This window comes from Microbacterium hibisci, from assembly GCF_015278255.1.
GTDB classification, from domain to species: Bacteria; Actinomycetota; Actinomycetes; order Actinomycetales; family Microbacteriaceae; genus Microbacterium; species Microbacterium hibisci.
In genome coordinates, this window is the sequence record NZ_JADIJC010000012.1 from 65140 (window position 1) to 85969 (window position 20830).

Genomic DNA, 20830 nt, shown 5'->3' on the forward strand with positions numbered 1-20830 from the left:
ATCACCCCTTGACCGCTCCGCTGGTCATGCCCGCGACGATCTGCCGGTTGAAGAAGATGTACATGATCAATGGCGGGATCGTGATGAGCAGGATGTCCATGAACAGCAGGTTCCACTGGCTCAGGTTCTGACTCGAGAAGTTGTAGAGCGTCAGCTGCACGGTGGCATTGGCATCGCCCGGCAGGAAGTACAGCGGGTTCGTGAAGTCGTTGAACACGTTGACCGCCTGTACGACGATCACGGTGATCACCACGGGCTTGAGCAGCGGAAGCACGACCTGGAAGAACAGCCGGATGGGACCTGCTCCGTCGATCGTCGCCGCCTCGTCCAATTCACGCGGGATCGTGGCCACGAACGCCCGGAACAGCAGGATGCAGAACGACAGGCCGAAGGTGACCTCGATGAGGATCATGCCGGGCATCGTCTTGAACAGTCCCAGGCCCTGCATCACCCAGATCGTCGGCACGACCGCGGGCGGGACGATGAGGCCCGCCAGCACGAAGAAGTTGATGAGGTGGTTCCACCGCGACTTGCGCCGCTGCAGCACGTAGCCGACCATCGCCGCCAGGATCACCATGATGGCGACGCTCGCCACCGTCAGGATCGTGCTGTTGATGAAGGCGCGGACGAGGATGAAGTCCCGCGTCTCGAGCACCGTGATCAGGTTCTCCCACAGGTACCACCCCTGCTGGGGGAGCGAGAACTCGAGGAGCGACGACTCCTGCGAGTTCTTCGCGGCCGTGAGGAAGATGAACACGAACGGCACGATGAACACGACGATCGACGCGAGGATGGCGATGATGCCGAGCAGGTACTTGCGGAGGAACCGCTTGACCGTCATCGGCCGGCGGTCCTGGCGGGGTGCGCGCCGGCCGGCGTCGGCGGTGGTGATGGCGCGGGTGAGGGTCATGATTCCACCTGCCGGCGAGTGAGGATGTACTGGACGGGGATGATGATCGCGGCGACGACGAGGAAGAGGACGACGTTGCCGGCGGTGGACAGGCCGTAGAACCCGGCCTGGTACTGCTTGTACACGACCGAGGCGAGCACGTCGCTGGAGAATCCCGGGCCACCTCGGGTCATCGCCCAGATGAGCTCGAAGGAGCGCAGTCCGCCGATGAGCGACAGCAGGACGACGGTGGCGGTGGCCGGGCGGACGAGGGGCAGAGTGATGTGCCAGAAGTTCTTCCACGCCCCGGCGCCGTCGACCTTGGCCGCCTCGTAGTACTCCGACGGGATCGCGACGATGCCCGCGATGTAGATGAGGGTGGCGATGCCGACGCCCTTCCAGATGTCGACGAGTGCGATCGAGTAGAGCGCCAGCGACGGGTCGGTCAGCCAGTCAGGCCCGTCGATGCCGAACGCCGCCAGGGACTTGTTGATGAGTCCGTCGAACGGATCCATCAGCACCTTGAATGTGACGCCGACGCCGATGGTCGAGACGAGCACGGGGAAGAAGATCGTGGAACGCAGGTACCCGCGGCCGAGGATCGTCCCGGTGAGGAGGACGCCGAGCGCGAGCCCGAGCACCACCTTCGCACCCGAGGTGAGGAAGGCGTAGATGAAGGTGTTGATGAGGCTCTGGAACATCATGGGTTCGGTGAAGAACGTCACGAAGTTGTCGAGACCGATGAAGGTGGAGTCGAACAGCGTCCACCGGGTCAGCGAGAAGTAGAACGACGCGAACGTCGGGATCGCGAACAGCACGATGTAGAGCACCGCGGACGGGATGTAGAACCACGTCGGGTACATGCTCTTGATGGGCCGGCGCTTGCTGGTCGGCGGTGAGGCGGTCTTCTCGAGCGGGCGTGCCGCGGTGCTCGTCATGTTCATCTCCGTTGATGTGAGTCGGGGGCCGCGCCGTGGACGACGCGGCCCCCATCAGTTTCGAGCCGGATCAGGCTGCGGGGCTCACCAGCCCTCTAGCCCGAGCTGCTGGGCCTGCTTGACGACGTCCTCGTCGTACAGGGCGGCGCCTTCCTCGGCGCCGCGGATGCCGGAGCCCACCTCCACCGTGATGTTCTCGAGGTTCGGCCCCTTGATGGGGGAGAGGAACTCGAGCGCCGGGTTGGTGTTGCCCTCGTCGAAATACGGCTGCATGTCCTTCAGCAGGCCGGGCACGTCGTCGGGCAGCGTGCAGGCGCTGGTGGCGAACGGGCCGCTCGGCGTCATGACCGTGGTCTGGATCTCACAGCCACCTGGGGAGTTGAGGAACTCGATGAACGTCTTCGCGGCCTCGAGCTTGTCGCCCTCGGTCGTCTTCGGGATGTAGACGGCGTTCGGCAGCCAGACCGTGAGCTTGGTGTCCTCCGCATTCTGTGCGGGCAGGGGGAAGACGCCGATGTTCTCGAGCTCGTCGGGGTAGTTCTGCTGGAAGGTCGAGACGATGCCCGTCAGGATCGGGTAGTGCGCGCCCTCGCCCGTCGCGACCATCCGTGCGCCGTCGTCGTACAGGGCGGAGGCGAAGTCCTCGTTCCACCAGCCCGCGTCGAAGCCGGCCTGCTGGTTCTCGAACCCGGCCAGCGCCGGTTCGTCGACGTACTTGCGGTCGCCCTCGGTGTAGGCCTCGGCCCAGTCCGGGTCCTGCGCGAGGACGTTGCCGAAGTCACCCAGAACGAACAGCTGGCTGGTCCACGTGTCGCCGTAGGTCTGGATCACCGGTGTGATCCCGGCCGCCTTGATCGCCTCGTTGTTGGCGGCGAACTCGTCCCACGTCGTCGGGACCTCGAGGCCCAGGTCTGCGTAGACCTGCTTGTTGTACACGACAGCGCCCGCCTGGGTGGCACCGAAGGGAGCGCCGTAGATGCCGTTGTCGGTGGAGACGACGGCCGTCATCGTGTCGATCAGGTCGCCGACCCACGGCTCGTCGTCGAGCGGCACGAGGTTCTGGTCGGGGTTCATGGCCTGGAACAGCGAGCCGGAGTTGTAGTAGAACACGTCTTCCATCTCGCCGGTGGCGAGCTTGGTCTTGATGAGGTTGTCGCCTTCGGTGCCCGCCGGCTGGGTCTCCAGTCGCACCGTGATGTCGTCGTGCTCCGCCTCGAACGCCTCGATCAGCGCCTCGGCGACCTCGACGTTCGTGCCGGTGTTCTGCGTCAGGAACGAGATCTCGGTCGTGCCGTCGGCGGACCCGCCGCCGTCGCCGCTGCACGCAGCCAGCGGCAGGGCGAGAGCGAGTACGCCTGCGCCTGCGACGAGCACTCTCCTGGTCGGGGAGCTCTTCATCTTTACCTCCTTGTAAAGCCGAGCGGATGATCCGCCCACGCTGCCGGATTCCCTGGTGCTTCTGCCGATGGTGTTCGCCGCGTCGGGCATTGAAACCATTCAACCCTCGTAAGGTACGACTCTTCCGCGTTGCAGGTCAACAGTCGATTCCACAACGTCGCGTCACGATCGTGTAACGCTCTACACGCTGGTTGACAGGGAGCCATGAATCGTTTCACGATGGTCGAGCGATCCGGCGAGGATGCCGATCGCCGAAAGGATCAGGCATGAGCAGCCCCGTCCCTCACATCGTCATCGACGCGCCGTACCGCAGCGACGTCGTCGCCTCGCCGTCGCCCGAGTTCGGGTGGCGCACCGAGACCGACACCCCGGACTGGCGCCAGGCCGCCGCCGAGGTGGAGGTTGTGCGCAGCGGAGAGACGTCGACGTACCGCATCGACGGTGCCCCCTCGACCCGGATCGCGTGGCCGTTCGCCGCGCTGGCGCCGCGCGAAGAGGCGACGCTGCGCGTCCGCGTGACCGGCACCGACGGCGTCACGGGGGAGTGGAGCGAACCGCGCCGCGTCGTCGCCGGCTTCCTCGGCGAGCGCGAATGGCAGGCCGCGGCGATCGGCCTGGCGTCGCCGGCCGGGACCGCCCAGCCGGCGTACCTGCGCACCGAGTTCGACGTCACCGGCCCGGTGGCGCGCGCCACCCTCTACGCGACGGCGCTCGGCGTCTACCAGGTGGCGATCGACGGCGTCGACGTCGACGACCAGGTGATGAAGCCCGGGTGGACGCCGTATGCGCAGCGCACGATCCACGAGACCACCGACGTCACCGCGCTTCTCACCCCGGGCCGGAACGCGATCGGCGTGCGCCTCGCGGGCGCGTGGGCGACCGAGCGCTACGGGTTCCGCGACAACGCGCGTCCGCTCTACGCGGAGCAGCCTCGCTTCGCAGGACAGCTACTCATCGAGTACGCGGACGGTTCGAGCGAGTGGATCAGGACGGATGCCTCGTGGCAGGCGTCGACCGGACCCATCACGGCCAGCGGGCTCTACGCCGGCGAGGACTACGACGCCCGCCGCGCGCTCGTCGACGCGGCCGGCCGCGGATTCGCGCAGGCCGGCTACAGCGCCGACGGCTGGGAGCCTGCGGCCGAGCTCGAGGAGGTCCACCCGCCGGAAGCACGCGTGTCGCCGTTCGTGCGGCGCGTCGAGGAGCTCGCCGTCCGCGAAGTCATCACGACCCCCGGCGGCCGCACCGTGCTCGACTTCGGCCAGAACCTCGTGGGCAGGCTGCGGCTGCGCGTCTCGGGGCCGGCGGGAACCAAGTTGACGCTGCGCCACGCCGAGGTGCTCGAGCTCGGCGAGCTCGGCACACGCCCCCTCCGCGCGGCCGCCGCGACCGACCACTACACGCTGTCGGGGCACGGTGTGGAGGAGTGGGAGCCCGAGTTCACGTTCCACGGCTTCCGCTACGCCGAGATCGACGGCTGGCCCGGCGAGTTCGACCCCTCGGCTGTCACGGCGGTCGTGATCCACAGCGACATGGAGCGCACCGGCTGGTTCGAGGCATCCCACCCCCTCGTCAACCAGCTGCACGAGAACATCGTGTGGGGCCTGCGCGGCAACTTCCTGTATCTGCCGACCGACTGCCCGCAGCGCGACGAGCGCCTGGGATGGACGGGTGACATCCAGGTCTTCGCGCCGACCGCGGCGTTCCTCTACGACGTGCGCGGATTCCTCGACTCGTGGCTGCGCGACCTCGCGCTCGAGCAGGTCGACGGCGTCGTGCCGTTCGTGGTTCCCAACGCGCTCGGCGCCGCCCGCCCGGCGGCCGCGTGGGGTGACGCCGCGACCATCGTGCCGTGGGTGCTGCACGAGCGCTACGCCGACACCGCCACGGTCGAGCGGCAGTACGACAGCATGAAGGGATGGGCCGACGCGCTCATCGAGCTCGCCGGTCCGCGGCGACTCTGGGAGGGCATGTTCCAGTTCGGTGACTGGCTCGACCCCGATGCGCCGCCGCACCTGCCCGCCAACGCCAAGACCGACGCCGACGTCGTCGCGAGCGCGTACCTCTTCCGGTCGACGGATGCCGTGGCCCGGGCCGCCGCCCTCCTCGGCAAGGACGACGAGGCGCGGCAGTACGCCGCGATCGCCGAAGAGGTGCGGGCCGCGTTCCTCGCCGAGTACGTCACTCCGGCCGGGCGCATGATGTCGGACGCGCAGACCGCGTACGCGATGGCGATCGTCTTCGACATCGCCCCCGCCGAGCAGCAGGAGGCGCTGGGCACGCGGCTCGCCGAGCTCACACGTCTGTCGGGCTATCGCATCGGCACGGGGTTCGTGGGAACGCCCATCATCCAGGACGCCCTCACCCGCACCGGCCACCTCGAGATCGCGCGGCGCCTGCTCGTGCAGACCGAGAATCCGTCGTGGCTGTACCCGGTCACCATGGGCGCGACGACGATCTGGGAGCGCTGGGACTCGATGCTGCCCGACGGCTCGATCAACCCGGGCGAGATGACCTCGTTCAACCACTACGCCCTCGGCGCGATCGGCGACTGGCTCCACCGCGTGGTGGCGGGGCTCGCTCCGGATGCGCCCGGGTACGAGCGGATCCGCATCCAGCCCCATCCGCTCGCGGAGTTCGATCACGCCTGGGCCGAGCACCTGACGCCCTACGGCACGGCCCGCGCCGGGTGGACGCGACCGGATGGCGTCCTCCGCGTCGAAGCCGTCGTGCCGCCGAACACCACGGCCGTGGTCGTGCTGCCGGACGGCCGCGAGCTGGAGGTCGGCTCGGGAACCCACGGATGGGAGGTGACGGATGCCGCACCCGTGGTCGCGGCGTCCCGCATCGGCATGGACTCGACCCTCGCTGCGGTCATCGACGACTTGGAGGCGTACGAGGCCATCGGCAGCGTTCTTGAGGCGGTCGACCCCGCCAAGGCGCACGCCTTCCGCGCCGACACGAAGTGGTCCGCCGGGCGCGAGCTCGAAGAGGCGCTGTCCATGCACGCCGGTCCCGACACGAAGCGGCAGATCGCCGAACGTCTGGCCGAGCTGTCCGCACGGCGCGAGGAGGCGCCCGCGGATGCCTGATCCCGCACCGGGGAAGCGGGGCAACGCTTCCCCGGTGCCCTACACTCGCGAAAGGCAGAGAGAGGCACTGGGGGTGTCATGGTGGTGAGCGTGCGGGATGTCGCGGCCGCGGCATCCGTCTCGGTGGGCACCGTCTCGAACGTGCTGAACAGGCCGGAGAAGGTGTCGCCGGCCACCGTCGAGCGGGTCACGCAGGCGATCGAGGAGCTCGGGTTCGTGCGCAACGACGCGGCCCGGCAGCTTCGCGCCGGGCGCAGCCGGAGCATCGCGCTGATCGTCCTCGACGCCGGCAACCCCTTCTTCGCCGAGGTCGCGCGCGGTGCCGAGGATCGCGCGGCCGAGGCCGGCATGAGCGTGCTGCTGGGCAACAGTGACGAGCGCCCCGACCGGGAGGACGCGTACCTGGAGCTGTTCCGCGAGCAGCGGGTCAACGGCGTGCTCGTCACCCCCGTCGGCGGGGATCTCACCCGGCTCGAGAGGCTGCACGGCGGCGGCGTGCCGGTGGTGCTGGTCGACCACGAAGACGCCGAGCGGTCGTTCGGGTCGGTCTCGGTCGACGACGTCGAAGGCGGCTACCTCGCCGTGTCGCACCTGCTGGCCACGGGCCGCCGGCGCATCGCGTTCATCGGCGGGCCCCACACGATCCGGCAGGTCGCCGATCGCCTCGAGGGCGCGCGACGCGCGGTCGACGAGGTCGTCGGGGCCAGCCTCGAGGTCGTCGAGATGTCGGCGCTGTCGGTGCTGCAGGGGCGCGAGGCCGGCGAGCTCCTTCGCGGGCGACCGGTAGCCGAGCGTCCCGACGCCGTGTTCGCGGCCAACGACCTCCTCGCCGTGGGCGCGTTGCAGGCCTTCACCCTGATGGCCGACCTCAAGGTGCCGCGCGACATCGCGCTGATCGGCTACGACGACATCGACTTCGCCTCTGCGACGGTGGTGCCGTTGAGCTCGATCCGCCAGCCGGCGCATCTCATCGGCTACACCGCCGTCGACCTGCTCCTCAAGGACCTCGAGCAGCCCGAGGGCGAGCACGAGCGCACGGTCCGGTTCCGGCCGGAGCTCGTGGTGCGGGAGTCGACCGGGGGCTGAGACCGCGGTGGGGTGGCCCGGCGATCAGAGCCGTCGCCCGGTGGCCGGGATCGTCGGCTGCTGAGTCCGCGGCCGGGCGACAGCACGGCGGGCTCCATCGCCCGGGAGCCTCACCCGGGCGCGGGTGCGGCGGGCGCGGGCGGCGGTGCCGGTTCGGGCTCGGGTGCCGGGTCGCGAGGGGCGGGCGCGGGGCTGCGCCGCAGCAGCTGGGGCGGAGGGGCGGGGAACGCGCCGCCCGGATAGAGCTGGTTGGCCGTGGCCTGGATGTCGCGGGCCATGGGCAGGCGGATCGTCGAGAGCGCGCGACCGTTGTGGAAGGTGCGGAACACGTCGCCCTCGCCGACGGCGTTGCCTGCCCACACGGCGGTCGTCACCCGCGTGCTCGACTCGACCAGCCAGGTGTGGATCTGCTGATGCGTCCCCGTCTTGCCGAGCATCGGGGTGCCGTCGTTCGGGTTGCCGCCCGATCCCGTGCCGCCCGGCACCATGACGCCTTGCAGTGCGAAGGCGGTGGCGGCGGCCACCTCGGGGCTGAGCACCTGCGAGCACCGGTCGCCGGGAACGGTGAGCTCTTTTCCGTCCGCGTTCACCACTCGCTCGATCGCGCGCGGCACGCAGTAGACGCCGTTGTTCGCCACCGTGGCGAACGCGGCGGCCATGGCGACCGGCGCGATGTTGTTGGTGCCGATGATGCCCGCGCCGCCCTCGATGTCGATCGGCGTGCCCGTGCCGCGCGTGACTCCCATCCGCGCCGCGACCTCTTCGATGTCGCAGAGATCGAGCTTCTCGGCCATGGCCAGGAAGCCGCTGTTGAGCGACTGGGCCGTGAACTGCAGCGGGGTTCCCGTGTAGCCGCGGGCGCCGCCGAAGTTGCGGACGACGTGGTTCTCGCGGTTGACCCAAGTGCCCTCGCAGCGGTCCGCGATGCGGGGGATGGGGCGGAGACCGCCGTTGACGCTCTCGGTGAGCGTGTGTCCCTTCTCCAGCCAGTCGATCAGCGTGAAGAGCTTGAACGTCGATCCGGTCGCGAAGCCGTCCGATACGCCGTGCGCCCAGTCGCCCGCGTAGACCAGCGAGGTGTACGCCGGATCTGCGGCGGAGAGATCGCGGTCCTCCGTGAACCGGTTGTTCTGGCTGACCGCGAGAATCCGGCCCGTCGTGGCGTCGATGCTGACGGAGGCGGATCCGAAGTTCATGCCCGGTGCGACCTCGGGGGCGTAGCGCCGCATGGCGTCCTGCGAGGCATTCTGCAGCCGCCAGTCCAGCGTGGTGTAGATCTTGAGGCCCTCGCGCGTCAGCGACTTGCGCCTCTCGTCCGGCGTCTCGCCGAACGCCTGCGCGTAGTCCGGGTCCAGACTCACGGTGTTGACGACGTACTGGCAGAAGAAGGGCGCCGCCGTGGCCGCGCACCGGGTCGGCGGCAGTTGCAGCGCGGGGACGATCGGCTCGATCGCCGCCGCGACGTACTGGTCGGCGGTGATGCGGCCGTCTTCGCGCATGCGGTCGAGCACGTAGAGCTGTCGCCCCTTGGTCGCGCTGTAGGCGTCGCCGGCCGCGAGGTGCTGCTCCGGCGTGATCGCGCCCTCGGCGAGAAGGGTGTCGAGCCCCTCGAGGGTTCCCGGGGTGACATCGTCGACGGTGCCGTCGGCCGCCTTGTTGTACCGCTGTCCGTCGTCGCCGAAGATCGAGCCCTGCGGGCGGTCGATGCGGAACGTGTTGGGATTCTGCACGATCCCCGCCAGCGTCGCGGCCTGGCCGAGGGTGAGGGCCGCCGCCGTGGTGCTGAAGTAATACCGGGCCGCCGCCTCGATCCCGTAGGTCGTGCCGCCGAAGTTTGCGATGTTGAGGTAGCCGAGCAGGATGTCGTTCTTGGAGTACTTCTGCTCGAGCGCGACCGCGTAGCGCATCTCCTGCAGCTTGCGGGTGTAGCCCTCGTTGCCCTCGGCCGTGGTCGCGTCCGTCCAGCACTTCAGGAGCACGTCGTCGCGCGTCATCTTGATGATGGGCTGACCGTCCGGCCCGGGGATCTGTTCACCGGCTTCGTCCGTCTCGTAGACCGTCTCTGCGCTCTTCTCGCACTTCTGGATCAGCACGTTCTTGACGTACTGCTGGCTGATCGACGACCCGCCCTGCGTCGCGCCGCCCTGCGCGTTCTTGATGAGCGCGCGCGTCGTGCCGAGGATGTCGATGCCGCCGTGCTGGTAGTAGCGCGGGTCTTCCGAGGCAAGGATCGCGTCGTACATGACCAGCGCCACCTGCTCGAACTCGACAGGCACCCGGTTCTGGTCGTAGAACGAGGTCAGCTCGACGTCCGCGCCGGTCGCCGGGTCGCGTGCGTAGATGGTCGTCGGCAGCATCAGGCGGTCGATCTCGAGGTAACTGGGCATCCCGTCGAACAGCGACACGGCCCTGCGCGCGGCGTGGCCCGAGACCGTCAGGACCGGTGCGAGCGGGGCCACGACCAGCACGCCGGCGATCACGCTGAGCGCCAGGAGCCCCACCAGACCGCCGAGCACCCCGGCGAGAGTTCGCGCGTAGGGCGGAATTTGCGCGACCTCCGGAGAAACCCCTGATGACGCTTTCACGACAGCTTCCAATTGTGCGGTGGGAGAAATCATGACAGACCACTCCGCAATCCGCGAGACCTCCGGGACGGATCCCGGCCGCGCCCCCCGGGGGCGCGGCCGAGCCTCAGCGCAGGGCGGAGACGGCGGCCGGGAGGTCGACCGCTCGTGCGTGCGTGCCGGGGGCGAGCGTCTCCTCGTCGAGGCCTTCGAGGTCGAGGACAGCCTCGGCACCGACCGGGACGGTCGCTTGGACGTGCAGCCGTCCGTCCTCGACGCGCCACGCGATCGCCGCCTCGCCGTAGGCGGTGAGCTGGCGCGCCGACGCCGAGGTGAGTCCGCCGCCGGGGCGCGGGGCGAAGCGGATGCGCCGGTAGCCCGGGGCGTCGGGCGCGAGGCCGGCGATGACCCTGTGCATCCAATCGGCCACGGCTCCGAGGGCGTAGTGGTTGAACGAGGTCATCTGCCCGGGGTTCACGGTGCCGTCGGGCAGCAGCGAGTCCCAGCGCTCCCAGACCGTCGTGGCTCCCTGCTCGACCTGGTACAGCCACGAGGGGCACTCGCGCTCGAGGATGAGGTCGTACGCCGTCGACACGTGGCCGCCCGCGCTCAGCGCGTCGGAGACCAGCGGCGTGCCCACGAAGCCCGTCGCGATGCGGTTGCCCGCGTCGCGCACGAGGTGCGCCAGGCGTGCGGCAGCGGCATCCCGCCTGACCGGATCCGTGATGAGGTCGAACTGCAGGCCCAGCGCATACGCCGTCTGCGCGTCGCTGGTCATGGTGCCGTCGTCGTTCACGTACGCCGCGCCGAACGCGGTCACCACCTCGTCGGCGAGGGCGTCGTAGTGCGCCTTCTCATCGTCGAGGCCCAGCGCCTCGGCCATCCGCGCCACCGTGCGGGCGGACTTCGCGAAGTACGCCGTCGCGACGAGGTAACGGTCGGTGAGGGCGTCGGCAGGGTCGTCCGGCGGGGCCGCCGGGTCGAGCCAGTCGCCCAGCTGGAAGCCCGTGTCCCACAGTCGCGACGGCCCGGAGAGCCGCTCGATCAGGTCGACCCACCGCCGGGCGCTGTCGAACTGCGCCTGCAGCACGCCGATGTCGCCGAAGCGCTCGTACAGCGTCCAGGGGAGCAGGGTCGCCACGTCTCCCCACGCGGCACCCGGGCGCATCGGCGTCCACATCTTGTCGGCCGGGATCACCGGCACGTACCAGGGCACCGTGCCGTCGGGGAGCTGCTCGATCGCGACGTCGCGCAGCCAGCCCGAGAGCATCCCCGAGACGTCGAAGAGGGTCGAGGCGGTGGGCCCGAAGATCTGGATGTCGCCGGTCCAGCCGATGCGCTCGTCGCGCTGCGGGCAGTCGGTGGGGATGTCGACGAAGTTGCCGCGCATGCCCCACACGACGTTCTCGTGCAGGCGGTTCAGCGCCGGATCCGACGACTCGAACCAGCCGTTCCGCTCGAGATCCGTGTGGTAGACCAGCGCGACCAGCGCACCCGCGGCCGCATCGGCGTCGAGGTCGCCGGGCCAGCCGGTCACCTCGACGTAGCGGAAGCCGTGGAAGGTGAAACGCGGCTCCCACTCCTCCACCTCGCGACCGGCGAGGGTGTAGTTATCGGTCGACCGCGCACCGCGCAGCGGTCGCGTATAGAGCTCGCCGTCCTGCATCACCTCCGCGGTGCGCAGGCTCACGGTCGTGCCGGCGTCGCCCGACACCCGGATGCGCACGCGGCCCACCAGGTTCTGGCCGAAGTCGAGGATGCGCGAGCCGCTCGGCCCCGTGAGCACCTCGACCGGGAGCAGCTCCTGGGTCGCGCGCACGGGCGGCGCGGTCGGCGCGACGAGGGTGGCGGGGTCGCGGTGCCGCTCCTGCACGCCCTCCCAGCCCGAGTCGTCGAAGTCGGCGGTCGACCAGCCGGGCTGCTCCTCGCGGGCGTCGTAGTCCTCGCCGTCGTAGAGGCCGCTCGCGATGATGGGGCTCGGCGCCGAGCGCCACGACCAGCCGGTCGCGACGACGTCGCGCGTGCCGTCGGCATAGGTGAGCTCGAGCTGGCCGAGGAAGGACTGGTCGTCGCCGTACAGGTTGCGGAAGCCGCCGCGCCAGCCGAGGCGGCCGCGGTACCAGCCGTCGCCGAGCCAGGCGCCGAGCGCGTTGGCGCCCGGACGCACGAGGTCGGTCACGTCGTACGTGTAGTAGCGCAGGCGGGTGCCGTACACGGTCCAGCCGGGGGAGAGGGTGTCGTCGCCGACGCGCTGCCCGTTGAGCTCGGCCTCGTAGACGCCGTGTGCGGTGGCGTAGAGGCGGGCGCGGACGAGCCCGTCGCGCACCTCGAAGCCGCGGCGCACGAGCGAGGGCCGGCGCTCGTCGGAGTGCGGGTTCTCGTTGCGGATCGCGCCGACCGGCCGTGCTTTCCAGTCCGAGGGCTCGAGCAGTCCCGCTTCGAGGACGGTGGGGGCGGATGCCTCGGACCACGCGCCGTCGTTCCCCCGGACCGCGATCCGTACCGCAACGACGTCACGGGAGCGCAGCGGCTCGCCGGGCCACGCCACGAGCACCTGGTCGGGGGAGTCGACGATGTACGTCGTGACGCCGCCGTCGCGGGCGACCTCCACGGAGTACGCGTGCTGACGCCAGCCCGTCGGCGCCGAGGTGACGCGCCACGAGAGGCGCGGCATCCGCTCTCCGATCCCGAGCGGCTCACGGTGGTGTTCGATGCGGGGTGCCTCGACGATGACGGACATCGGCGTCCTCTCTGAGAAAACGAAACGTTTCAGTTTCGACGTGTACAGTGAGTGTCGCATCGAACTCGAAACGTTTCAAGTTTCGCAGCCACGAGGGCGAAGAGTGCGGCACGAGGAGGTACGGCATGCGGATCGGCGTCACCGGCAGCGGCGGAAAGCTCGGCCGCGCCAGCGTCGAGCGGCTGCTCGCCGACGGCCACGACGTCATGGGCTTCGACATCGCGGGCACCGCCGGTTCCGGCTTCACGCGCGTCGACCTCACCGACTTCGGGCAGACGCTCGACGCGTTCCTCTCCATCACCGCCCGCCACGACGGCCTGGACGCCCTCGTCCACCTCGCCGCGATCCCGGTCAACGGGCTCGTGCCCGACGCCGCCACGTTCCACAACAACGTCACCGTCTCGTTCAACGCTCTCTTCGCTGCGCACCGCGCGGGCATCAGGACCATCGTGCTGGCATCGAGCATCACCGCGATGGGGTTCCCCTTCGACGAGGCGCCGCCCGCGCTGCCCGTCGACGAGGCGTACACCGCCGCGAACAACACCTACGGCCTGGGCAAGGTGGCCGAAGAGGCGATCGCCGCTCAACTCGTGCGGTGGCACCCCGAGACATCCATCACCGCGCTCCGCTTCACGAACGTCGTCGCCCCCGACGAGTACTCGACGTTCGAGCGGGCGGGTGAACCCGGCTACCGCCGCGACCTCGTCGGCTCGTGGGTCGACGCCCGCGACGGCGCGCTGGCCGTCGCGCTCGCCCTCGATGCGGCCGCTCCGGGATTCGAGTTGTACAACGTCGCCGCTCCCGGGTCGGGCAACGCCGAACCCTCACGCCGGGTGGCGGGGCGCTGGTTCCCCGGCACGCCCGTCGCCGACGACCTCGGAGAGTTCGAGTCGCTCATGTCGACCCGCAAGATCCGCGAGCGGCTCGGGTTCGCCGCCGAGCACGACTGGCGCCGACGTGACGCGACCGGCGCAGATATGGCACGACAGGCCTGAGATGACACGACAGGGCACTGCGCCGGGGCGCCCGGGGATCCGCCAGGTGGCCGCCCTGGCGGGCGTCGCCGTCGGCACGGTGTCGGCCTACCTCAATCATCCCGACCGCGTCTCGGCCGAGCGCGCGCGTCGCATCGGCGAGGCGATCGACCGACTGGGGTTCGTGCCCAGCAGCGCCGGACGCCAGCTGCGTCTGGGGGTCAGCAGCCTCATCGGCTACCTGTCGCCCGACGTGAGCAACCCCCACTTCAGCGAGATCGCGCAGGAGGTCGAGTACCGCGCCGAACGGCTCGGCATGACGGTGTTCTTCGCGCACTCCCACGGCGACCGCGAGCGCGAGGACGCGTACCTCGAAGCCTTCGAGCAGCGGCAGGTGCGCGGCCTGCTGGTGTCGTCGTTCGAGCCGATCGAGAGCCGCCTCGCGGCCATGCGCGAGCGCGGCACCCCTTCCGTGCTCGTCGGGCGCCGCGCGCGCGAGGCGAGCCAGCCGTCCGTCTCGATCGACGACGTCTCGGGTGGCCGGCAGGCGGCGGAGCACCTGGTGGCGAACGGATGCCGCCGCCTGGCCTTCGTCGGCGGCCCGCTGCCCGTGGAGCAGGTGGCGGACCGGCTGGCGGGCGCCCGCCGGGCCGCGGCGGGTGGATCCGCCGGCATTGAGGTCGTGGAAGTCGCCGAGCGCTCGATCGCCGCGGGTCGGGCCGTCGGAGCCGCGCTCGCCGCCCGTCCTCCCGGGGAGCGTCCCGACGGCGTCTTCGCCGCCAACGACGTGCTCGCGCTCGGCGTGCTGCAGGCGCTCGTCGCGGGCGGCGTCTCTGTGCCGCACGACCTGGCGCTCGTCGGTTACGACGACAACGAGTTCGCCGAGGCCTCCCTCATCCCGCTCACGAGCGTGCGTGCGCGTCACGAGGACTTCGGCGCGACCGCCGTCGACCTGCTGTTCGAGGCCATCGAGCGCGGCACCGTCGCGCAGCGCGTCTACGAGCCCGAGCTGATCGTGCGCGAGAGCTCGCGCCGCGCCGCCCGCTGAACCTGACCCCCATGGATACGACATCGAAGGAGAACTCCCGTGTCCCCTGAGGCCCCCGCGCCGCCCCGCGAGCTGTACCGCCCGATCGAGCTGACGTTCGAGGGCACCGAGGCGATCCCGGCCGACCGCACGCCGCTCACGCTGCGGGCCCGGCACGACGAGTCCGGTGCCGAGCGCATCGTTCCCGGCTTCTGGGACGGCGGCACGACGTACCGCGTCCGGTTCGGTCCCGACCTCGAGGGCGAGTGGACCTGGTCGAGCGAGAGCGCCGATGCCGCACTCGCCGCTCACACGGGCACGTTCGAGGTCGTCCGGGGCGGCGAGCACGGGCCCGTGCGCGTGGCGCACCGCTTCCACTTCGCCCACGCCGACGGCACGCCGTTCCGGCCCGTCGGCGCGACGGCCTACAACTGGCTGCACCAGGAGGAGCCGCTGTTCTCGTCGACCATCGACGCGATCGCCGAGGCCGGCTTCAACAAGTTCCGCTTCATGGTGTTCCCGCAGGGCGGCGGGTACATCGAGCACATCCCCGCGCTTTGGCCGTTCGAGAAGACCGAGGGACGCTGGGACGTGACCCGGCCCGTGCCGGAGTTCTTCCGGCGGCTCGACCGTGCCGTCGAGCTCCTCGGCGACCGGGGCATCCAGGCCGACGTGCTCATCTACAACGCCTACGACCGCGGCCAGTTCGGGCTGAACGAGCTCAGCGAGGAGGAGGACGCGATCTACCTGCGATACCTCGTCGCGCGCCTGGCCGCCTATCCGCAGGTGTGGTGGTCGCTGTGCAACGAGTTCGACCAGCTCGAGCGTCCCGACGACCGCTGGCACCGCACCGGCGCCCTGCTGGCCGAGATCGACCCCTACGACCACCTGCGCTCGATCCACAACTGGATCGAGCTCTATGACAACAATCAGCCGTGGGTCACGCACGCGTCGGTGCAGAACGGCTCGGTCACGACGGAGTTCGGCCGCGCCAACCTGTACCGCGACGTGTGGGGCAAGCCCGTCGTGCTCGACGAGATCAAGTACGAGGGCGACATCCCCGACCGGTGGGGGCACCTGGACGCGGAGCAGCTCGTGCACCAGTTCTGGGTGTCGGCGGTCGCCGGCTGCTACGCCTCGCACGGCGAGAGCTTCCTGACGGAGTCGGGAAGCCTCCACATGGTCGAGGGTGGCCCGCTCCGGGGCGAGTCGCCGGAGCGCCTCGGCTTCCTGCGCCGGATCCTCGATGAGGTCGACGGCCCGGGCCTCGACCCCATCGACAAGTGGGACGATCCTGCCTATGTCGCCGGCATCCCTCGCCGCACGTACCTGCAGTACCTCGGCAGCGCGGCGCCCGCGACGTGGTCGTTCCGCCTCCCGATCGGCTTCCCCGGCGAGCGCCCCGAGCCGGGCGATGCGTTCGAGGTCGACGTCATCGACACCTGGAACATGACGGTCACCCCGGTCGGGCGTCGCTTCACGCTCGACGACGTGCAGCGCAACGAGGCGTACGACCGCGCGTCCGCGCCGGTGGAACTGCCCGCGGGAGAGGCCGTCGCGCTGCGCATCACGCGGATCGAGGGCTGAGCAGCGGGTTCGTCGGGGCGGACCCGGCGCCGAGGCTGCGGAGAGCGGGACTCCGGCGCGCCGGGTCAGAGGCGCACGAAGGCGCCGGCGGGCACGTCGGCGCTTCGGCGGGTGCCGCCGGGGAGCTCGATCTCGACCTGTCGGGCCGACCGGTCGAGATTGGCCACGAGCACGATGTCGCCGTCGCCGTCGCCGTCGCCGTCGCCGTCGCGGGCGCCGAGCGCCCACACGAGGCCGTCCGCCGAGTCGCCGCGCAGGCCGGTGCGGCCCGCGAGGCCGCGGAGCGCCGACACCGCCGCGAGAGCCGGGCGGGGTGACCCGTCGGCCGCACGCGCGCCGCGCGGGCCCCACTCCTCGAAGTAGGCGAGCGTCGCGACGCCAGGCACCGCGAGCGCGGCTGCGCTCGCGACGGTCCATGCGGCCAGCTCGGGCGCCTGCTGCCGCGCGTCGGCGGCGTCGATCAGCGCCGGCCCGTAGCCGTCGCGCAGGTCGTCGTGTTCGGGCATCGGCGGCGCGGTCGTGGCGACGTTGTTGAAGTGCGGGCGCAGCGAGATCGGGCCGATGTGCACGGCTGCCCCGTGCGCGATCTGCACCGCCTGCGCCGCGACGAGACGCTGCATCGACAGCGACTCCACGAGCTGCGCCGTCGAAAGGCTGTGGAAGAGCGGGGTGCAGCTGAACACGACGCCGTCCAGCCCTTTCGGCAGGCGGTGCTGCTCGCGGTTGAGCTCCGTGAAGTGGGAGCGCGCGCCGCCCACCACGTCGGTCTCGACTCCCGCCTCCGAGAGCGCGTGACGCAGGAGGGCGATGGCCTCGAGGTCCGAGACGTGCCGCGCGGGGCCGGTCGGCCAGAAAGCGGTCGCACGCGCGACCGGCAGGGTGCGCAGTGCCGCAGCACCGGCGTGGATCCTCTCCGGGTCGGCCTCGTCGAGGACGAACCGCACGTCGAGCGGCACGCCGGTTGTCGCGGCGCGTGCGAGGGCCGCCCGCCAGTTGCGGGTCGCCAGATCGAGCTCGACCAGTACCGCTGCGGGAGGGCGGTCTGCGGGATCGGCGTCCGCCGCCGGCGCGGGACCCGGCGCCGTCGAGGCCGACACCGCGATCGCGGGCAGCGCAGGACCCTCCTCGAGACGGATGCGGGTGACCTCCGTGTGCGGCACCGCAGCGGGCGTTCCCGTGACGGCGAGGTCGACCGACTGCACCACGCGCTCGCCGGCGCGCAGCGTGTAGGGGAAGGGCGACGCGAGCGGCCGGCTGTACGTCTTGTACGAGGCATCCGTCCAGTTCCGCTGGTCCTCCATCTCGAACACGTCGCCCGCGAAGCGCACGTCGACGTCGAGACCCTCGTGCGACCAGGCGAGTCCCGCGATGTCGAATGCCGGCTGATGCGGGCTGATGCGCTCGGGGAACCTCGACTGCTCGACGCCGCCGTCGGAGTGCCGCACGCGCAGCTCGCACCCCGCGAGTCCCGGCGGGTGCAGCACGACGAGTCCGGTGCGGTTGGTCGAGAACTCGGCAGCGGATTCGAGGTCGGTCAGCACACGCAGGCGCCCCGGGCCGCGCACCTCGGCGCGCACGACGCCGCGCAGGTCTGCGCCGAGCCCCTCGGAGTGCACGTGCAGGGTCAGCGCGATGCCCGACGCGTCGACGCGGTCGACGACAAGGCGCGCGGTGTCCCAGTTGCGGTCGCGCACGACCGCCCGCACCGAGCGAAGCACGACCCGGTCCTCGTACGCGAGATCGGCGAATTCGTCGTCCCGCAGCTCCAGCGACCAGGGGCCGCTGCGCCACTGCCGTGCGGGCTCACCGTTCCAGACGTCCGTCATCGTCCCATCCTCGCCCGGCCGGTCATGATGTGCCACGCATGCCGGCGTTCGTGGCTCGCGCACTGTTCGTGCGCATCGGGGGCTCTGCTCACCTGTCACGACGGGCCACGGGCGGCGGCCGATCGTGACAGGTGAGCGGGGCGGTCAGAGCGAGGTCATCCCGCCGTCGACCTGGAACGTCGCACCCGTGGCGAACGCGCCGTCGTCGCTGGCGAGGTACACCATGATGCCCGCGACGTCGTCCGGCGTGCCGGCGCGGCCGATGGGGATGCGGCTGATGATCGCGGCGCGCGACTCGGGGTCCTCGCTGATCGCGGCCACCAGCGGCGTCTCGGTGTAGGCGGGCTGCACGGTGTTCACCCGGATCCCACGATCGGCGTAGGCCGCCGCCACCGTGCGGGCGAGGCCGTGCATGCCGGCCTTCGACGCGCTGTAGGCGGTGAAGTCCTTGCCCTCGCCGTTGACCGCCGTCGGGCTGCCGGTGAGGATGATCGACCCACCTCCACGCGTGAGCATCGAGCGCACAGCGTGCTTGACCGTCAGGAACGCGCCCGTGAGGTTGATGTCGATCGTGCGGCGCCACACGTCCAGGTCGAGGTCGGCCGCCGGGGCGTCCTGCCCGAACAGCTGCACGCCGGCGTTCGCGACGACCACGTCGGGCGCCCAGCCGTCCGCCTCGACCTCGGCGAACGCCGCTTCGACCGCGGCTTCGTCCGAGATGTCCATCGTGACGGCGCGGGCTTTCGCACCGATCTCGGCGGCCGCTGCCGCCGCCCCCTCGCCGTTGCGGTCGGCGAGGATCACCCGCGCGCCCTCGCGGGCGAAGCGCTGGGCGACCGCCAGGCCGATGCCCAGTGCCCCGCCGGTGATGAGCGCGGTCTTGCCCTCGAGCTGTCCCATGTCTCGTCCCTTCGGCCGTGGGCGCGGCTCAGCGCTCGATGTGGTCGAGGTGGAGCATGCGCGCGAGGTTCTTGTCGAGCTCGTCGTCGCGGAAGATCTTCTTCCAGTCGTCCTTGATGATCGACTCGCGGCCGTAGTCCATCGCGATGAGGCACGCGTCCGAGAACGGGTTGTCGCCGCGCAGGCCGTTGGCGAGGGCCACCTGCGTGTGGCCATACAGGATGCTGCGGGCAGCGGCCTCGGGAACCCCCATCGTGTTGATCGCCTCGTCGAGGGCCTCGTTCAGGAGTGCGCCGATCATGCAGGCGACGGTCTCGACGAGGGTCGGCTCGAGCTGGGCGAGCTGCTTGACCGTGACGAAGTGCACATCGATGACGGGGGCGTAGATCGCGCGGACCGTGGCCTCGACGATCTGCTTGTGCACCGGGTCGTCGCTCTCGACGGCTGCGATCGCGTCCTGCGGGGCGGCGATGCCGCCGAACGTGTCGGCCCACTCCTCCTTGGTGGTGCGCTCGAGGAACACCGAGGGGTGGCAGGGGTGCGCCACGGCCTGGACGACGTCCTCGCGCGTGGTGAGCAGACCCGCGTACGCGGCGGCCGGGTCGAGCGTCAGCACGATCGCGCCCGACTTCAGCTGCGGAACGAGGTCGGCGGTGACCGGGCCCAGGGCCAGGTCGGGCACCGCGAGCACGACGATGTCGGCGTCGGCGACGGCGGTCGCGGCATCCGTCAGCTCACGACCGGCGTCGAGCGTGCGCTGCTGGCCGGCCGGCGAGTTCTCGACGTACCAGACGGTGTGGTCGGTCTTGACGAGGTTGTTGGACACGCGCATGCCCATCTTGCCGCCGGCGCCGACGACGGCGATCTTGTACGTGTCGGTCGAGGTGGTGCTCATGTCGTGCTCCTCAGATATTCGATGGTGGCGCGGGTCCATTCCCGCTCCGTGCGGATGGTGGTCTCGGCGTCTCCCTGCCAGGAGAGCCAGTGCTCGACGACCTCGTTGACGCCGCGCTCGCGCGGGCGCACGGTCTCGAGCAGGTGGGGGTAGTCGTGCAGACCTTCGCCCATCGGCGCACCGCCGTAGGTGAAGCCGACCCAGCCGGGCTGGCGGGCGAAGGCGAAATCCTTGACGTGCACGTTCTTGACGTGCGGCGCCGCCGCGTCGATGCAGTCACGGGGCAGCTCGAGGCGCGCCACCACATTGGCGGGGTCGAGGCAGATGCCGAGGCGCTCGCTGCCGAGGCGGTCGACGAGCCCGACGAGGTCGGCAGTCGAGACCTGCTCGTAGGTCTCGAGCGCGAGGTCGACTCCGGATGCCTCGTACGCCGGCAGGACGGCTCGCAGCCAGTCCTCGGCCAGGGCGAGCGTGGGCCGGTTGTCGGGGGAGTACAGCATGCTCCGGACGAGCTTGGCGTCGAAGACGCCGGCGAGCTCGAGGAATCGGGCGAGGCGGTCGGGCTCGATGCCCTTCGTGCCGAGCTCGATGGTGAGGCCGAGATCGCGGGCGGCGGCCGCGGCATCCGCCAGCTCCTCCTCCGTCATGGTCTCGAGCGGCGCGTAGTCGCAGATCTGGAACAGGTCGACGCCGAGCTCCCTGGTCGCCGCGAACGCGCCGACGAGCGACAGCGGCTGCGGAACCTGGTCGGAGTGCTGCCAGAAGAAGGCGTACGTGCCGAGCCCGATCATGCGTCGACCCCGGTGGGGTTTTCGCGAGAATCCATCGGGAGGCCGAGACGCTGGGTCGTGCCCGTGGTCTGGTCCTTCGGATGGATTCTCGGGGTGGGGTGCTCGGGGCGGGCGGTGGCGAGG

Annotated in this window: 14 protein-coding genes; 5 read left to right on the forward strand and 9 right to left on the reverse strand. The window is 70.6% G+C overall.

What is annotated here, in order from left to right:
- Position 1 precedes the first annotated feature (1 nt).
- From IM770_RS17450 to IM770_RS17460, 3 genes are all read right to left on the reverse strand, one after another.
- Positions 2-910, reverse strand: coding sequence for a carbohydrate ABC transporter permease (locus IM770_RS17450; RefSeq protein WP_239066397.1), 909 nt, complete (start codon positions 908-910; stop codon positions 2-4).
- Complete coding sequence (locus IM770_RS17455; protein WP_203582421.1) at positions 907-1827, reverse strand: carbohydrate ABC transporter permease; 921 nt, start codon at positions 1825-1827, stop codon at positions 907-909. The genes IM770_RS17450 and IM770_RS17455 overlap by 4 nt, the downstream gene beginning before the upstream one ends.
- An 84-nt stretch (positions 1828-1911) precedes the next feature.
- The gene (locus IM770_RS17460; protein ID WP_203582422.1) at positions 1912-3225 is read right to left on the reverse strand and encodes an ABC transporter substrate-binding protein; all 1314 of its coding nucleotides are present in this window, start codon (positions 3223-3225) and stop codon (positions 1912-1914) included.
- A gap of 266 nt (positions 3226-3491) precedes the next feature.
- Between IM770_RS17460 and IM770_RS17465 the strand changes: the two genes are divergently transcribed.
- The gene (locus IM770_RS17465) at positions 3492-6317 is read left to right on the forward strand and encodes an alpha-L-rhamnosidase (protein ID WP_203582423.1); all 2826 of its coding nucleotides are present in this window, start codon (positions 3492-3494) and stop codon (positions 6315-6317) included.
- Positions 6318-6395: 78 nt separating this feature from the next.
- Entirely contained in the window at positions 6396-7403 is a 1008-nt protein-coding gene (locus IM770_RS17470; RefSeq protein WP_203582424.1) for a LacI family DNA-binding transcriptional regulator, read from the forward strand.
- Between the two features lie 110 nt (positions 7404-7513).
- On the opposite strand, the gene IM770_RS17475 is transcribed toward IM770_RS17470, so the two are convergent.
- Both IM770_RS17475 and IM770_RS17480 read right to left on the reverse strand, forming a co-directional pair.
- Positions 7514-9919, reverse strand: a complete 2406-nt coding sequence (locus IM770_RS17475) for a transglycosylase domain-containing protein (protein WP_203582425.1) — start codon at positions 9917-9919, stop codon at positions 7514-7516.
- A gap of 175 nt (positions 9920-10094) precedes the next feature.
- Positions 10095-12707: a family 78 glycoside hydrolase catalytic domain gene (locus IM770_RS17480; RefSeq protein ID WP_203582426.1), complete on the reverse strand. Its 2613-nt coding sequence runs from the start codon at positions 12705-12707 to the stop codon at positions 10095-10097.
- Positions 12708-12832: 125 nt separating this feature from the next.
- Here IM770_RS17480 and IM770_RS17485 point away from each other — a divergent pair, with 125 nt between their 5' ends.
- The 3 genes from IM770_RS17485 to IM770_RS17495 are packed head-to-tail and all read left to right on the forward strand — an operon-like array spanning position 12833 to position 16295.
- Entirely contained in the window at positions 12833-13702 is an 870-nt protein-coding gene (locus IM770_RS17485) for an NAD-dependent epimerase/dehydratase family protein (RefSeq protein ID WP_203582427.1), read from the forward strand.
- A gap of 1 nt (position 13703) precedes the next feature.
- Complete coding sequence (locus IM770_RS17490; RefSeq protein ID WP_203582428.1) at positions 13704-14729, forward strand: LacI family DNA-binding transcriptional regulator; 1026 nt, start codon at positions 13704-13706, stop codon at positions 14727-14729.
- 39 nt (positions 14730-14768) lie between these two features.
- Positions 14769-16295, forward strand: a complete 1527-nt coding sequence (locus IM770_RS17495) for an apiosidase-like domain-containing protein (RefSeq protein WP_203582429.1) — start codon at positions 14769-14771, stop codon at positions 16293-16295.
- A 65-nt stretch (positions 16296-16360) separates the two neighbouring features.
- On the opposite strand, the gene IM770_RS17500 is transcribed toward IM770_RS17495, so the two are convergent.
- From IM770_RS17500 to IM770_RS17515, 4 genes are all read right to left on the reverse strand, one after another.
- A complete protein-coding gene (locus tag IM770_RS17500; protein WP_203582430.1) occupies positions 16361-18121 on the reverse strand; it encodes a D-apionate lactonase family protein in 1761 nt (586 codons plus the stop codon).
- A gap of 144 nt (positions 18122-18265) precedes the next feature.
- Positions 18266-19021, reverse strand: a complete 756-nt coding sequence (locus tag IM770_RS17505; protein ID WP_203582431.1) for an SDR family NAD(P)-dependent oxidoreductase — start codon at positions 19019-19021, stop codon at positions 18266-18268.
- Between the two features lie 28 nt (positions 19022-19049).
- A complete protein-coding gene (locus IM770_RS17510) occupies positions 19050-19916 on the reverse strand; it encodes a phosphogluconate dehydrogenase C-terminal domain-containing protein (RefSeq protein WP_203582432.1) in 867 nt (288 codons plus the stop codon).
- Positions 19913-20707 (reverse strand): sugar phosphate isomerase/epimerase family protein, encoded by a 795-nt coding sequence (locus IM770_RS17515; protein ID WP_203582433.1) that lies wholly within the window; start codon positions 20705-20707, stop codon positions 19913-19915. Before IM770_RS17515 ends, IM770_RS17510 begins: the two co-directional genes overlap by 4 nt.
- Positions 20708-20830: the final 123 nt, after the last annotated feature.

Bases quoted from the DNA above. Each gene is read 5' to 3' on its own strand.
- IM770_RS17450 (WP_239066397.1), bottom strand. From the start codon at position 910: ATGACCCTCACCCGCGCCATCACCACCGCCGACGCCGGCCGGCGCGCA.
- IM770_RS17455 (WP_203582421.1), bottom strand. From the start codon at position 1,827: ATGACGAGCACCGCGGCACGCCCGCTCGAGAAGACCGCCTCACCGCCG.
- IM770_RS17460 (WP_203582422.1), bottom strand. From the start codon at position 3,225: ATGAAGAGCTCCCCGACCAGGAGAGTGCTCGTCGCAGGCGCAGGCGTA.
- IM770_RS17465 (WP_203582423.1), top strand. From the start codon at position 3,492: ATGAGCAGCCCCGTCCCTCACATCGTCATCGACGCGCCGTACCGCAGC.
- IM770_RS17470 (WP_203582424.1), top strand. From the start codon at position 6,396: ATGGTGGTGAGCGTGCGGGATGTCGCGGCCGCGGCATCCGTCTCGGTG.
- IM770_RS17480 (WP_203582426.1), bottom strand. From the start codon at position 12,707: ATGTCCGTCATCGTCGAGGCACCCCGCATCGAACACCACCGTGAGCCG.
- IM770_RS17485 (WP_203582427.1), top strand. From the start codon at position 12,833: ATGCGGATCGGCGTCACCGGCAGCGGCGGAAAGCTCGGCCGCGCCAGC.
- IM770_RS17490 (WP_203582428.1), top strand. From the start codon at position 13,704: ATGACACGACAGGGCACTGCGCCGGGGCGCCCGGGGATCCGCCAGGTG.
- IM770_RS17500 (WP_203582430.1), bottom strand. From the start codon at position 18,121: ATGACGGACGTCTGGAACGGTGAGCCCGCACGGCAGTGGCGCAGCGGC.
- IM770_RS17505 (WP_203582431.1), bottom strand. From the start codon at position 19,021: ATGGGACAGCTCGAGGGCAAGACCGCGCTCATCACCGGCGGGGCACTG.
- IM770_RS17510 (WP_203582432.1), bottom strand. From the start codon at position 19,916: ATGAGCACCACCTCGACCGACACGTACAAGATCGCCGTCGTCGGCGCC.
- IM770_RS17515 (WP_203582433.1), bottom strand. From the start codon at position 20,707: ATGATCGGGCTCGGCACGTACGCCTTCTTCTGGCAGCACTCCGACCAG.